This window comes from Lysobacter koreensis (assembly GCF_042677045.1).
GTDB lineage: Bacteria > Pseudomonadota > Gammaproteobacteria > Xanthomonadales > Xanthomonadaceae > Lysobacter_K > Lysobacter_K koreensis.
This window is the reverse complement of the sequence record NZ_JBHTIH010000007.1, coordinates 317,694-330,299: the sequence shown is the minus strand read 5'-3', so window position 1 is coordinate 330,299 and position 12,606 is coordinate 317,694. Positions and strand designations below refer to the sequence as shown.

Here is a 12,606-nt window from a genome sequence, read left to right as displayed (position 1 = left end):
CCGAGGCCCGCATGACCGCACCGCACCAAGCCCCGTCGAAGCCGGCCCCGTCGAAGCCGGTCTACAGGCACCTGCACCGCCTCGCCTGGCTCGCGGTCGCGCTGGCGCTGGGGGTGATCGTGTTCGGCGCGTTCGTGCGCCTGTCCAACGCCGGCCTGAGCTGCCCGGACTGGCCGACCTGCTACGGCCAGGCCGCGTGGCCGACCGCCGTCCACGAAGGCGCCGACCACGTCGCCGCCAGCATCCGCCCGGTCGAGCCGCACAAGGCCTGGCGCGAGCAGCTGCACCGCCACTTGGCCGCGTCGCTGGGGGTGCTGGTGCTGGCCCTGGCGTTACTGGTCGCGCGCCGGCGCCGCTATGGCATCGCCCAGGTGCTCGCCGCCGCCGCGCTGGTCGGCGTGTCGATCCCGCTGTACATGCAGGGACAGTACGTCGCCGCGTCGGTGCTGGCCGCGCTCGGCGAGGGCGTGCTGCTGTTCGCCGCGCTGCGCTGGAGCAACCACGACCTCGCCCGTGTCGGCGCGCTGACCCTGGCGGTGATCGTGTTCCAGGCGCTGCTCGGGATGTGGACGGTGACCTGGCTGCTCAAGCCGCTGGTGGTGATGGGCCACCTGCTCGGCGGGCTGCTGACGTTGTCGTTGCTGCTGTGGATGGCGTGGCGCGCGACCAACCTGCCGATTCGTCTGGTCGACGCGGCCAGCGTGCGCAAGTGGCTGGTCGTCGGGCTGGTGCTGCTCGGCGTGCAGATCGCGCTGGGCGGCTGGACCAGCGCCAACTACGCGGCGCTGGCGTGCGGCAGCGATTTCCCGACCTGCAACCGCCAGTGGTGGCCGCCGACCGATTTCGGCGAGGCGTTCGTGCTGTGGCGCGGACTGGGCATCGACTACGAAGGCGGCGTGCTCAGCGGCGCGGCGCTGGTCGCGGTGCAGCTCGCGCACCGGATGATGGCGGTGGTGGTGTTCGTGTACCTGCTCGGGCTGGCGGCCAAGTTGCTGCGCACGCCGGGCATGCGCGGCTGGGCGGTGATGCTGGGGGCGCTGACGCTGGCGCAGGTCGCGCTCGGCATCGCCAACGTCAAGCTGTCGCTGCCGTTGTGGACGGCGGTGGGGCACAACGCCGGCGCGGTCCTGCTGCTGTTCGTGCTGGTGTCGCTGCTGGCGCGCCTGCGCGCGCCGGAGGCATGATGGCCACGACCATGCGACCGACCCTGCGCCAATACTTCGACCTGACCAAGCCGCGCGTGGTGGCGCTGATCGTGTTCACCGCGATCGTCGGCATGTTCCTGGCCGTACCCGGGCTGCCGCCGTTGCGCGAGTCGGTGCTCGGCTTCCTCGGCATCTGGCTGGCGGCCTCCAGTGCGGCGGCGATCAACCAGCTGCTCGACTCGCGCATCGACGCGAAGATGGCGCGCACCTCGTGGCGCCCGATCGTCGCCGGGCAGATCACCCCGGCCCAGGCGCTGGTGTTCGCGCTGGCGCTGGCGGCGTTGTCGATGCTGATCCTGTTCGTGTGGGTTAACCCGCTGACCGCGGTGCTGACGTTCGCCTCGCTGATCGGCTACGCGGTGGTCTACACCGTGTTCCTCAAGCGCGCGACGCCGCAGAACATCGTGATCGGCGGCATCGCCGGCGCCGCGCCGCCGCTGCTGGGCTGGGCCGCGGTCACCAACATGCGCGGCGAATGGGCCTGGGCGCACGCGCTGCTGCTGGTGCTGATCATCTTCGTGTGGACGCCGCCGCATTTCTGGGCGCTGGCGATCTTCCGCCGCGCCGACTACGCGCGCGCGATGGTGCCGATGCTGCCGGTCACCCACGGCGTGCAGTACACGCGCGTGCAGATCCTGCTGTACACGATCCTGCTGGTGGTGGTGACGGTGCTGCCGTGGCTGGCCGGCATGAGCGGCGCGTTCTACCTGTGCGGCGCGCTGGTGCTGGGTGTGGGCTTCCTGTGGCATGCCTGGAAGCTGATGGACCCGCCCGACGAGCTGTACGCGATGAAGGTGTTCAACTACTCGATCGTGTACCTGATGGCGCTGTTCGCGTTCCTGCTGGTCGACCACTGGCTGCTGCCGTGGCTGCAGCCGGGGGCGGCGATGGAGTTCATTCCGCAGCGGTAGGCCGCATCGCGTACCCCGCGCGAACCCGTGGTGCAGCGTGGCCACGACTGGGATCGCTAAACCGCCAGCCGAGAGAAAAGGCCCGCATCGCTGCGGGCCTTTTCGTTGTTCGCAGTGGCGCGGTGGTCTATTCGCTACCGCCGAGCAGGTGCTGCTGCCAGAACAGCATCGTCGCCGCGCCGAAGTAGTCGGCGTTGGCTTTCTTGGCGAAGCCGTGGCCTTCGTCGTTGTACATCAGGAACCACACCGGCTGGCCGTTGCCGCGCACCGCTTTCACGATCTGCTCGGCCTCGGTGTAGGGCACGCGCGGGTCGTTCTTGCCTTGGGCGACGAAAAGCGGCGCGGTGATCCTCGATGCGCCGTTGAGCGGCGAGATCCGATCGAACACCGCCTTCATCGCCGGGTCGCGTTCGTCGCCGTACTCGGCGCGGCGCAGGTCGCGGCGGTAGGCCTCGGTGTTGTTGAGGAAGGTGCCGAAGTGCGAGATGCCGACGATGTCGACGCCGGCCTTGATGCGCTCGGGGTAGTGCATCAGCGAGGCCAGCACCATGTAGCCGCCGTAGCTGCCGCCGTAGACGCCGACGCGGCTCGCATCGAGTTCGGGCTGCCGCGCGATCCAGTCGAGCAGCGCGCCGATGTCCTTGACCGAGTCCTCGCGCTTGGCGGCGTTGTCGAGCGACAGGTAGGTCTTGCCATAGCCCGACGAGCCGCGCACGTTCGGCACCAGCATCGCCACGCCCAGTTCGTTGGCGAGGAACTGCGCGGTCGGGTTGAAGGTCGGCAGCGACTGGGCTTCGGGGCCGCCGTGGATGTTGATGACCACCGGCAGTTTCCTGCCGGCCGGCACGTTGGCCGGCTTGTAGTAGAACGCCGGGATCGTGCGTGGCTTGCCGTCGACCTGGTCGAAGGTCGGGTAGCGCACCAGGGTCGGGGCGACGAACTTGGCCGCGTCCAGCCCGCCGACTTCGCTGCGCGTCCAGCGCGCGAGCGTGCCGCCGGCCAGGTCGAGCACGTGGATGTCGCTGGGCGAGGTCGCGGTGTTGAGCGTCAATGCCAACTGCTTGCCGTCGGGCGAGAAGCCGAAGCCGCCGATCGCGCCGACCGGCAATGCCGGCAGCGCAAGCGGCTGGTGGCCGGGCAGGCGCAGCACGTGCAGCTTGTCGATGCCGTCCTCGTTGCTGACGTAGGCCAGGTGCTTGCCGTCCTCGGCGATATCGAAGCTGTCCACGTCCCAGGGGATGTCCCGGGTCAGCACCTTGAACTCGCCTGTGGCGGGGTTGTGGTAACGCAGCGTGCCGAACTCGCTGGCTTTGCCCTGCAGCGGCTCGTCGGAGACGAAGTACACCGCCTGGCCGTCGGGCGCGAAGCGGAAGCCGTTGAACGCGGCCTTGCCGCCATCGACCGGGAACAGCTCGAGCTTGCCGCTCGCAAGGTCGACCACCCCGGGATACGACTCGGCGGCGGACACGTACTTCATCACCAGCAGGCGCTTGCCGTCGGGCGAGAAATCCATCGCGCTCCAGTTGCCGCCTTCGGTGACGACGGTGCGTGGCTTGCGGCTGGCGAAGTCCATCACCCAGATGTCGGTGTCCTTGCCGTTGCGCGCGGTGCTGCTCCAGGCGAACTGGCGGCCGTCGTGCGCGAACAGCGGCGACTGGTTGCGCGCCTTCCCGTCGGTCAGCAGCGTGGTCGCGCGGGTCTTCAGGTCGAACCAGTGCAACTGCCAGAACTCGTTGCCGCCGACGTCCTTGCCGAACACGAAACCGTCGAGACCGGACTTGAGCGGCGCGGTGCCCAGGCTGTTGACCGGCTCGGGGTAGAACGTGAGCTGCTCGCGCATGCCCATCGGCTGGCACACGCGGTGGGCCTGGACGGTCTCGGCGAAGCGGGTGCCGACCAGCATGCAGCCGTCGCGGGTCCAGCCGGCGAAGCTCGCGCCGCGGGTGTTCTGGTAGCGGTTGAGCTGCTCGACCAGTTCCGGCGGAATGGCGGGTACGTTCTCGCTGACGCGGTTGCCGACCTCGAGGCGTTGTACGGGCGGTGACTGGGCGAACGCGGACGCGCAGGCGAGGGTGAGCGCGGTGGCGGTGAAGGCATGGCGCAGCGACATGGTGGATTCCCGGATGGACCAGGATCCGAGCTTATCGCGCGCCAGCGGAGGCGACTTGGCCGAAAGTCATGGCCCGGCGAAAGGCCTGGAGACGGGCTGACACCCGTCCCGCAGAGGCGGCTAGGCGAACCGCGATTGCAGCAGCGCGCGCAGTTCGTGCTTGTCGTCGTCGTCGAGCCCGCCCTCGCGCTGCTTGGCCTGCAGTTCGTCGAGGCGCTGCTGCAGCGTCAGCCGGTCGAGCTGGGTGATGACGTCGGTGAACTCGGCGCGCAGCGTGCTCTCGTCGCCAGGCAGCGACTGCAGCGCGAGCTTCTGCAGCGCCGCGTGCTCGTCGCGTCCGGCGAAATGCTCGACCAGCGCGCCGGTGCCGATGTCCGGGCGCTGGTAGACCAACTGCAGCAGGTCGACCAGCAGCGGGATGCCGGGCTGGCGCAATGCGGCGAAACGGAACGGTGCCTGCAGCTGCAACGCCAGCGCGGGTTGCTGCAGCAGCACCGAGATCGCGCTGCGCACCAGGCTGCGTTTCGGCGCCGCCACGGCGCTGCCGGGGCGTGCGCGCGGGGCTTGCGTTTGCTGCGGTTCGGGCGCGCGTGCGCCCACGCCGGTGAGTTCGGTCAGTCGCTGCTTCATCAGGTCGCCGAACGCGCCATCGGGGATCTGCGCGAGCAGCGGCTTGGCGCGCTCGGCCAGCCGGCCCTTGCCCTCGAGCGTGTTGAGGTTGACGTCCTGGCCAAGCGAGTCGAACAGGAACTGCGACAACGGCGTGGCCTGCTGCAGGCGTGCCTCGAAGCCGTCGCGGCCTTCCTGGCGCACGATCGAATCGGGGTCCTCGCCGTCGGGCAGGAACAGGAAGAACGCCTGGCGGCCGTCCTTCATGCGCGGCAGCACCGACTCCATCGCCTTGAGCGCGGCGCCGCGGCCGGCGCGGTCGCCGTCGAAGCAGAAGTAGACGTCCGGGGCGTTGCGGAACAGCAGTTCGGCGTGGTCGGCGGTGGTCGCGGTGCCGAGCGTGGCGACCGCGGTGTCGACGCCGTGCTGGAACAGCGCGACCACGTCCATGTAACCCTCGACCACGATCAGCCGCGGAATCTTGTTGTGCGCCTGGCGCACCTGCCACAGGCCGTACAGCTCGCGGCCCTTGTGGAACAGTTCGGTCTCGGGCGAGTTGAGGTATTTCGGGCTCGCGTCCTTGTCGAGCACACGGCCGCCGAAGCCAATCGTGCGGCCGCGGCGGTCGAGGATCGGGAACATCACCCGGTCGCGGAACTTGTCGTAGACGCGGCCGCTGTCGTTCTTCGACATCATCCCGCCGCGTTCGAGCAGCGTCATCCGCCGCGCGTCGCCGCCGAGCGCGTCGCGCAGCGCGTTGTAGCCCTCCGGGGCGTAGCCGATCGCGAAGCGCGCGCGGGTGTCGGCATCCACCTCGCGGCGATCGAGATAGCGCTGCGCCTTGTCGCTGGCGGCCAGCTGCGCGACATAGAACCGCGAGGCCGCGTCGAGCACGCCATACAGGTCGTGCGCGTCGGGGTTGGCGTTGCGCTGCTGGGTGTCGCGCGGCACTTCCACGCCGACCTGCTTGGCCAGTTCCTCGACCGCGTCGAGAAATTCCAGGCGCTCGTAGTTCATCAGGAAGCTCAGCGCGGTGCCGTGCGCGCCACAGCCGAAGCAGTGGTAGAACTGCTTGGTCGGCGACACCGTGAAGCTCGGCGAACGCTCGTCGTGGAACGGGCAGCGCGCCGAGTACTCCTTGCCCTGCCGCTTCAGCGGCACGCGCGCACCGATCAGCTCGACGATGTCGGCGCGCGCGAGGAGGTCGTCGATGAAGGCGTCTGGGATGCGGGCCATCAGGCGTGGCCCCGCAAAGTGCCCTGCGTCGTTACCGGGCGGCAACCGCGGCGCTTTTTCGGCTGGCCACTCGTCACGCCAGCGACATCGGGTTTGACAGATTGGTCGCGGGTGGCCATGGCCGCCAGCTTAGTGGATCAAGCAGACAGCTTCTTCTTGACGAGGGCCGACACCAGGCCCATATCCGCCTGCCCGGCCAGCTTCGGCTTGAGCGCGCCCATCAGCTTGCCGATGTCGGCCGGACCGGCGGCACCGGTCTCGGCAATGGCGGCCTCGATCGCGGCCCCGATCGCGGCCTCGTCCATCTTCGCGGGCAGGTAGCGGTCCAGCACCACGATCTCCTCGCGCTCGATCGCGGCCAGGTCCTCGCGGGCGGCGGCCTCGAACTGGCTGACCGAGTCGCGGCGCTGCTTGACCATCTTGTCGAGCACGCCGATCACCGCGACGTCGTCCAGCTCGATGCGCTCGTCGACCTCGCGCTGCTTGATCGCGGCGTTGATCAGCCGGATCACGCCGAGGCTGTGCTTGTCGCCGCCCTTCATCGCGGCCTTCATGTCGTCGATCAGTCGTTGCTTGAGGCTCATGGCGGATCCTTGGCGGTGGTCGCCCGGGCGGACCGGGCGGGGGCGGAGCACGTCCGCGTCACGAAATCGAAGAACGCAAAAAGCCGGCGGCGCATCGGCGCGGCCGGCTTTCGCACTTCCGTTGCAGCCTGACCCAAGGCCAGGCTACCGGGAAGAAACCGCTGTACTCAGTACAGGCGCTGGCGCTTGGTCACGTCGCGCGAGGCGCGGCGGGACTGGCGCTTCACCGCCGCGGCGGCCTTGCGCTTGCGCTCCTGGGTCGGCTTCTCGTAGAACTCGCGCTTGCGGGTCTCGGCGAGCACGCCGGCCTTCTCGCAGGTGCGCTTGAAGCGGCGCAGGGCAAACTCGAAAGGCTCGTTTTCGCGGACTTTGACGCTCGGCATACGTTATCTCTGTTCAGGGACAGGCCCGGGCACACCGGGCGAGCCGCGCATTATAGCGGCGGCCCGCGAGCCGGTGCAAGATAGCCGGACATGAAGAGCCAGCAACCCACCAGACAGCGGTTTTCCCGGGCCGCGGCCCCTGCGGCCCCGGCCTGGCCCGGCGGTGGCCGGCGATGAAGGTCCTGGGCATCGAAACCAGCTGCGACGAGACCGGGGTGGCCGTCTACGACACCGCCACCGGGCTGCGCGCGCACGCGCTGTACAGCCAGATCGCGCTGCACGCCGAGTACGGCGGGGTGGTGCCCGAGCTGGCCAGCCGCGACCACGTGCGCAAGCTGCTGCCGCTGATCCGCCAGACCCTGGCCGAGTCCGGCATGGCCGTTGCCGACATCGACGGGGTCGCCTACACCGCCGGCCCGGGGCTGGTCGGGGCGTTGCTGGTCGGCGCCGGGGTGGCGCGCTCGCTGGCCTGGGCGCTGGACGTGCCGGCGGTCGCCGTCCACCACATGGAAGGCCACCTGCTCGCCCCGCTGATCGAGGACGACCCGGCGGGACGCCCGCAGCCGCCGTTCGTGGCCCTGCTGGTCTCGGGCGGGCACACCCAGTTGGTCGCGGTCGAGGCGATCGGCCGCTACCGGCTGCTCGGCGAGACCCTCGACGACGCTGCCGGCGAGGCGTTCGACAAGACCGCCAAGATGATGGGCCTGCCCTACCCGGGCGGGCCGCAGCTGGCGGCGCTGGCCGAACAGGGCCGTCCCGGCGCCTACAAGTTCAGCCGGCCGATGACCGACCGGCCCGGGTTGGACTTCAGCTTCAGCGGCCTCAAGACCCAGGTGCTGCTGGCCTGGCGCGACAGCGACCAGAGCGACGCCACCCGCGCCGACATCGCGCGCGGTTTCGAGGATGCGGTGGTCGACACCCTGGCGATCAAGTGCCAGCGTGCGCTGGACGCGGCCGGCTGCGACACGCTGGTGGTCGCCGGCGGGGTCGGCGCCAACCGGCGGCTGCGCGCCAAGCTGGCCGAGATGACGGCCAAGCGCGGCGGCCGCGTCTGCTTTCCGCGACCCGCGTTTTGCACCGACAACGGCGCGATGATCGCGTTCGCCGGCGCGTTGCGGCTGCAGGCAGGCCAGCACGAGGCCGCGTCGATCAGCGTGACCCCGCGCTGGGACATGGCAACCTTGCCGGCGGTTTGAATCATCCTTGGGTAGGAGCGGCTTCCGCCGCGAGCTCCTGTTCGCTTGCGTGGCACTGACGACCCCATCGCGGCTGAAGCCGCTCCTAAAACAGCGCTGGATCGGCATGGACAAGGTTTTCATCGAAGCCCTCGAGATCGAGGCCCTGATCGGCATCTACGACTGGGAGCGGCGCATCCGCCAGCCGCTGCTGTTCGACGTCGAGATGGCGTTCGACAACCGCGTGCCGGCCGCGACCGACGCGATCGCCGATACGCTGAACTACAAGGCGGTCAGCAAGCGGCTCATCGAGTACGTGTCGCAGTCCGAGTTCGGCCTGGTCGAGACCCTGGCCGAGCGCGTGGCCGCGATCATCCTCGACGAGTTCGGCGTGCAGCAGGTCAAGCTCAAGCTCAGCAAGCCCGGCGCGGTGCGCGGCGCGCGCGCGGTCGGGGTGATGATCGAGCGCAGCCGACAATGAGTTTGCAGTTTCAGCGCCCTCCCTTGCGCATGGCGCAGGGGAGGGTTGGGGAGGGGTGCCTTTGACTTCGGTGTTTGCGAACAGCACCCGGAGCACCCCCTCCCAACCGTCCGGCCCGCAGGCACAGCCTGCGGTCATTCGTCGGCCCGCAAGCCGGTGGCTTGGAAGCGGCCCTCCTCATCCCCCTGCGCTACGCGCAAGGGGAGGGGCAACAGCAGCCCTGCTCTGGCGGGGGCTAAAGACTGGACCGCGCGGAATGACGGGAATCGCATGAGCAAGGCCTACCTCAGCCTCGGCAGCAACCTGGATGCGCCCACCCATTTGCGCGGCGCGGTCGCGGCCTTGCGCGAGCGTTTCGGCGCGATCGTGCTGTCGCCGGTGTACCGCACGCGCGCGGTCGGCTTCGACGGCGCGGATTTCCACAACGCCGCGGCGATCGTCGACACCGACCTCGATCCGCAGGCGCTCAACGCGTGGCTGCATGCGCTCGAGGACGCCCACGGCCGCGACCGCAGCGGGCCGCGCTACGGCGACCGCACGCTCGACATCGACATCGTCCTGTTCGACGACCACGTGCTGGAGGGACCGGGCCACCTGAGCATCCCGCGCCCCGAGCTGCGGCATGCGTTCGTGTTGCAGCCGCTGGCCGACATCGCGCCGGGCGTGGTCGTGCCCGGCGACGGCCGCACATTGGCGCAGCTGTGGGCGGCGCACCCCGATCGCGACGCGGCGACCACCACCGTCGAACTCTGAGCGCCGCCGCGCGGGCGGCCGCAGGCGGGCGCCGCCGTTGCAGCCCGCCCGGGTTCGCCCGAGACTACGGCCTGTCACTACAGGGGAGTTCGACGATGTTCGAGAAATTTTCGCGTAGCTGGGGCCTGGTGAAGGCGAGCGCGGCGGTGCTGCGTTCGGACAAGGAGCTGATGCTGTTCCCGGTGATCTCGACGATCGCCACGCTGGTGGTGCTCGCCACGTTCGCGATCCCGACGTTCGCGCTGCGCCTGTTCGACAACGGCTTCAGCGTGTTCGGGGCGATCTGGGGATTCGCGTTCTATTTCTGCCAGTACACGGTGATCATCTTCTTCAACTGCGCGCTGGTCGGCGCGGCGATGATCCGGCTCGAAGGTGGCGACCCGACGCTGGCCGACGGCCTCAACGCGGCCAGGGCGAAGCTGCCGGCGATCCTGGGTTACGCCGCGATCGCCGCCACCGTCGGCGTGCTGCTGCAGTCGCTGAAGAACCGCGACAACAACTTCTTGGTGCGCCTGGTCGGCAGCGGCCTCGGCGTAGCCTGGACCCTGGCGACGTTCCTGGTGGTGCCGGTGCTGGTCAGCCAGAACGTCGGCCCGGTCGACGCGCTGAAGCAGAGCGTGGCGCTGCTCAAGCGCACTTGGGGCGAGAACGCGATCGGCAACGTCGGCATCGGCGCGGTGTTCGGCCTGATCACCTTCGCCGTGTTCGTCGTGGGCGCGCTGCTGGCGGTTGCCGCGTGGCAGGTGTCGGTGATGCTGGCGATCGCGGTGGTGGCGCTGTTCGTGATCGGGGTGTTGCTGCTGGGGGTGTACCAGGCGGCATTGAGCGGGATCTACTCGGCGGCGTTGTACCGCTATGCGACGCAGGGCGAGGCGCCGGCGGCGTTCCAGGGGGCGCAGCTGGAGCAGGCGTTCGCGCCCCGATAAAGCGACGTCCGCTGGTGGAAACGCCGGGCCAGGTGCCCGGCGTTTTTGTTTCCGGGTGCGGTGGATGCGTGATCGAGCCCCGCGCGTTCCGGTCGCGGCTCCGCGCTGGGCGTTAACCCGCCAGCAGCCGCCCGCCATCCAGCTGCAGCACCTGGCCGGTGCAGTAGCTTGCGTCCTGCAACAGCCAGCGCACGGCTTCGGCGACCTCGTCCGGGGTGCCGGTGCGCGCCAGCGGAGTGCGCGCGAGCATCGCGTCCTGGGCGGGGGTGTTGCCCGCGTTTTCCTGCTCGTCGGCATCCGGCCACAGGATCGCCCCGGGCGAGACCGCGTTGACGCGCACTTCGGGGGCGAGTTCCAGCGCCAGCGATTTGGTCGCCATCAGCAACGCGGCCTTGGCCATGCAGTACACGGCGTGCTGGCGCAGCGGGCGCTCGCCGTAGATGTCGGTCAGGTTGACGATCGCGCCGCGCGTGGCCCTCAAGTGCCGCGCGGCGGCCTGGGCGAGGAACAGCGGCGCGCGCGCGTTGCTGGCGAACAGCGCGTCCCACTGTGCCGGCGTCGCGCTGCCGATCGGGGTGGGCGTGAATGTCGAGGCGTTGTTGACCAGCGCGTCGAGCCGGCCGAAGCGGCCAACGGTGTTCGCGACCAGTTCCGGCAGGCGGTCGAACTGCGCGAGGTCGGCCTGCAGCAGCAAAGTGCTGCCCGCCCGCGCGCGTTCGAGTTCGGCGGCCAGTGCCCGCGCCTCGCTCGCCGAGTGGCCGTAGTGCAGCGCCAGGTCGTAGCCGGCCGCGTGCAGCGCGCGCGAGATCGCGGCGCCGATGCGGCGCGCGCTGCCGGTTACCAGCGCGACCGGCGCGGACGGCGCGGCTTGTGCGCCCGAAGCGGGCGCGTGCGTGGGTGGTGTCGTCATGACGGACTCTCCGGGTCGCTGCCGTATCCTGCACGCAGTTTCCCATGCGTCCGCGACGCCTGCCGGCATGCCCCCCGCACCCACGTCCCCCGATTTCCCGTCGCGTGAGCCCACGCTCCCCGAGCGCCAGCGCGAAAGCCAGTCCCTGCCGCCGCCGGAGGCCGACGCGCTCGCCCACAGCGCGCGGCTGGCGGCGGGCATCCGCGCCGAGATCGCGGCCAGCGAAACGGCGGCGATCCCGTTCTCGCGTTTCATGGAGCTGGCCTTGTACGCGCCGGGCCTGGGCTACTACAGCGCCGGTGCCAGCAAGTTCGGGCAGGAAGGCGATTTCGTCACCGCGCCCGAATTGGGGCCGGTGTTCGCCGCCTGCGTCGCGCAGGGCGTGGCGCCGGTGCTGCAGCAGCTGGGCGCTGATGCGATCTTCTTCGAGCTCGGCGGCGGCACCGGCGCGTTCGCCGAGGTCGTGCTCAAGCGCCTGCTCGAGCTGGACGCGCTGCCCGACCGCTACGCGATCCTCGAGCCCAGCGCGCAGCTGCGCGAGCGCCAGCGCGAACGCCTGCAGCAACGCCTGACGCCGCCGCTGTTCGCGTTGGTCGAGTGGCTCGACGGGCCGCTGCCGCACGACTGGAACGGCGTGCTGTTCGCCAACGAGGTGATCGACGCGCTGCCGACGCCGCGTTTCGCGATCCAGCACGGCGAGGTCTACGAGGAGCACGTGGTGGTCGACGGCGACGGCTTCGCGCGCGTGCTGCGGCCGGCCGATGCGTTCCTCGGCAACGCGGTGCGCCAGCTCGAGCGCGCGCTCGGTACGCCGTTCGCCGAGGGCTACCGGTCGGAACTGCTGCCGCAGCTGCCGTACTGGATCCAGGCGGTGTCCGGCGGGCTCACGGCCGGCGCGATGCTGTTCGTCGACTACGGCTACCCGCGCGCCGAGTACTACCAGTCCGCGCGCAGCGATGGCACCCTGCGCGCGTTCTACCGCCACCGCATGCATGCCGACCCGCTGCGCTGGCCCGGCCTGCAGGACCTGACCGCGTCGGTGGATTTCACCGCGCTGGCCGAGGCCGGGGTCGCCGCCGGCTTCGGGTTCGCCGGGTACTGCTCGCAGGCCAGCTTCCTGCTCGGCAACGGCCTGGCGCAGGTGCTGCAGCGCATCGAGAAGATCGAGGACGTTGGCGAACGCCAGCGCCGCCACAACGAGGTCAAGCGCCTGACCCTGCCCAGCGAGATGGGCGAGCGGTTCCAGGTGATGGGCTTCGAGAAGGGCGTCGAGTTCGGGGCCGCGTTCCTGGCGGGCGACCTGAGTTTCCGGCTTTGAACGAG

General features: G+C 70.0%; 12 protein-coding genes. 7 read left to right on the top strand and 5 right to left on the bottom strand.

Translation table 11 applies throughout. The annotated features are described in order from the left end of the window. Positions 1 to 11: 11 nt before the first annotated feature. Entirely contained in the window at positions 12 to 1,184 is a 1,173-nt protein-coding gene (locus tag ACFQZQ_RS13610; RefSeq protein ID WP_386813490.1) for a COX15/CtaA family protein, read from the top strand. Positions 1,185 to 1,195: 11 nt separating this feature from the next. Then, entirely contained in the window at positions 1,196 to 2,116 is a 921-nt protein-coding gene (locus ACFQZQ_RS13605) for a heme o synthase (protein WP_386813489.1), read from the top strand. 127 nt (positions 2,117 to 2,243) lie between these two features. Here the strand turns inward: ACFQZQ_RS13605 and ACFQZQ_RS13600 are convergent, their stop codons facing one another. The 4 genes from ACFQZQ_RS13600 to rpsU all read right to left on the bottom strand — a co-directional run bounded on the left by ACFQZQ_RS13600 (position 2,244) and on the right by rpsU (position 7,038). Further along, positions 2,244 to 4,226, bottom strand: coding sequence for a S9 family peptidase (locus ACFQZQ_RS13600; RefSeq protein WP_386813459.1), 1,983 nt, complete (start codon positions 4,224 to 4,226; stop codon positions 2,244 to 2,246). A 120-nt stretch (positions 4,227 to 4,346) separates the two neighbouring features. Further along, positions 4,347 to 6,071 carry a DNA primase gene (gene dnaG, locus ACFQZQ_RS13595; RefSeq protein WP_386813458.1) on the bottom strand — a complete coding sequence of 575 codons (1,725 nt, stop codon included), beginning with the start codon at positions 6,069 to 6,071 and terminating at the stop codon, positions 4,347 to 4,349. Positions 6,072 to 6,208: 137 nt separating this feature from the next. Continuing rightward, positions 6,209 to 6,655 carry a GatB/YqeY domain-containing protein gene (locus ACFQZQ_RS13590; RefSeq protein WP_386813457.1) on the bottom strand — a complete coding sequence of 149 codons (447 nt, stop codon included), beginning with the start codon at positions 6,653 to 6,655 and terminating at the stop codon, positions 6,209 to 6,211. A 167-nt stretch (positions 6,656 to 6,822) separates the two neighbouring features. Next, on the bottom strand, positions 6,823 to 7,038 hold the full coding sequence (gene rpsU, locus ACFQZQ_RS13585; RefSeq protein WP_036137208.1) for a 30S ribosomal protein S21: 216 nt from the start codon (positions 7,036 to 7,038) through the stop codon (positions 6,823 to 6,825). 173 nt (positions 7,039 to 7,211) lie between these two features. On the opposite strand from rpsU, the gene tsaD reads away from it, so the two are divergent. The 4 genes from tsaD to ACFQZQ_RS13565 all read left to right on the top strand — a co-directional run bounded on the left by tsaD (position 7,212) and on the right by ACFQZQ_RS13565 (position 10,373). Continuing rightward, positions 7,212 to 8,234 carry a tRNA (adenosine(37)-N6)-threonylcarbamoyltransferase complex transferase subunit TsaD gene (tsaD, locus tag ACFQZQ_RS13580; protein ID WP_386813456.1) on the top strand — a complete coding sequence of 341 codons (1,023 nt, stop codon included), beginning with the start codon at positions 7,212 to 7,214 and terminating at the stop codon, positions 8,232 to 8,234. 106 nt (positions 8,235 to 8,340) lie between these two features. Next, positions 8,341 to 8,694, top strand: coding sequence for a dihydroneopterin aldolase (gene folB / locus ACFQZQ_RS13575; RefSeq protein WP_386813455.1), 354 nt, complete (start codon positions 8,341 to 8,343; stop codon positions 8,692 to 8,694). A 270-nt stretch (positions 8,695 to 8,964) separates the two neighbouring features. After that, positions 8,965 to 9,447: a 2-amino-4-hydroxy-6-hydroxymethyldihydropteridine diphosphokinase gene (gene folK / locus ACFQZQ_RS13570; RefSeq protein WP_386813454.1), complete on the top strand. Its 483-nt coding sequence runs from the start codon at positions 8,965 to 8,967 to the stop codon at positions 9,445 to 9,447. Between the two features lie 95 nt (positions 9,448 to 9,542). After that, a complete protein-coding gene (locus tag ACFQZQ_RS13565; RefSeq protein ID WP_386813453.1) occupies positions 9,543 to 10,373 on the top strand; it encodes a DUF6159 family protein in 831 nt (276 codons plus the stop codon). Positions 10,374 to 10,485: 112 nt separating this feature from the next. Here ACFQZQ_RS13565 and ACFQZQ_RS13560 read toward each other — a convergent pair whose 3' ends face one another. Then, positions 10,486 to 11,283, bottom strand: coding sequence for a pteridine reductase (locus tag ACFQZQ_RS13560; RefSeq protein WP_386813452.1), 798 nt, complete (start codon positions 11,281 to 11,283; stop codon positions 10,486 to 10,488). A gap of 67 nt (positions 11,284 to 11,350) precedes the next feature. Between ACFQZQ_RS13560 and ACFQZQ_RS13555 the strand changes: the two genes are divergently transcribed. Further along, positions 11,351 to 12,601: a class I SAM-dependent methyltransferase gene (locus tag ACFQZQ_RS13555; RefSeq protein WP_386813451.1), complete on the top strand. Its 1,251-nt coding sequence runs from the start codon at positions 11,351 to 11,353 to the stop codon at positions 12,599 to 12,601. Positions 12,602 to 12,606: the final 5 nt, after the last annotated feature.

Coding starts and splice junctions, on each gene's coding strand:
- folB (WP_386813455.1), top strand. CDS start 8,341: ATGGACAAGGTTTTCATCGAAGCCCTCGAGATCGAGGCCCTGATCGGC.
- ACFQZQ_RS13610 (WP_386813490.1), top strand. CDS start 12: ATGACCGCACCGCACCAAGCCCCGTCGAAGCCGGCCCCGTCGAAGCCG.
- dnaG (WP_386813458.1), bottom strand. CDS start 6,071: ATGGCCCGCATCCCAGACGCCTTCATCGACGACCTCCTCGCGCGCGCC.
- ACFQZQ_RS13600 (WP_386813459.1), bottom strand. CDS start 4,226: ATGTCGCTGCGCCATGCCTTCACCGCCACCGCGCTCACCCTCGCCTGC.
- tsaD (WP_386813456.1), top strand. CDS start 7,212: ATGAAGGTCCTGGGCATCGAAACCAGCTGCGACGAGACCGGGGTGGCC.
- ACFQZQ_RS13560 (WP_386813452.1), bottom strand. CDS start 11,283: ATGACGACACCACCCACGCACGCGCCCGCTTCGGGCGCACAAGCCGCG.
- folK (WP_386813454.1), top strand. CDS start 8,965: ATGAGCAAGGCCTACCTCAGCCTCGGCAGCAACCTGGATGCGCCCACC.
- ACFQZQ_RS13565 (WP_386813453.1), top strand. CDS start 9,543: ATGTTCGAGAAATTTTCGCGTAGCTGGGGCCTGGTGAAGGCGAGCGCG.
- ACFQZQ_RS13605 (WP_386813489.1), top strand. CDS start 1,196: ATGCGACCGACCCTGCGCCAATACTTCGACCTGACCAAGCCGCGCGTG.
- ACFQZQ_RS13590 (WP_386813457.1), bottom strand. CDS start 6,655: ATGAGCCTCAAGCAACGACTGATCGACGACATGAAGGCCGCGATGAAG.
- rpsU (WP_036137208.1), bottom strand. CDS start 7,038: ATGCCGAGCGTCAAAGTCCGCGAAAACGAGCCTTTCGAGTTTGCCCTG.
- ACFQZQ_RS13555 (WP_386813451.1), top strand. CDS start 11,351: ATGCCCCCCGCACCCACGTCCCCCGATTTCCCGTCGCGTGAGCCCACG.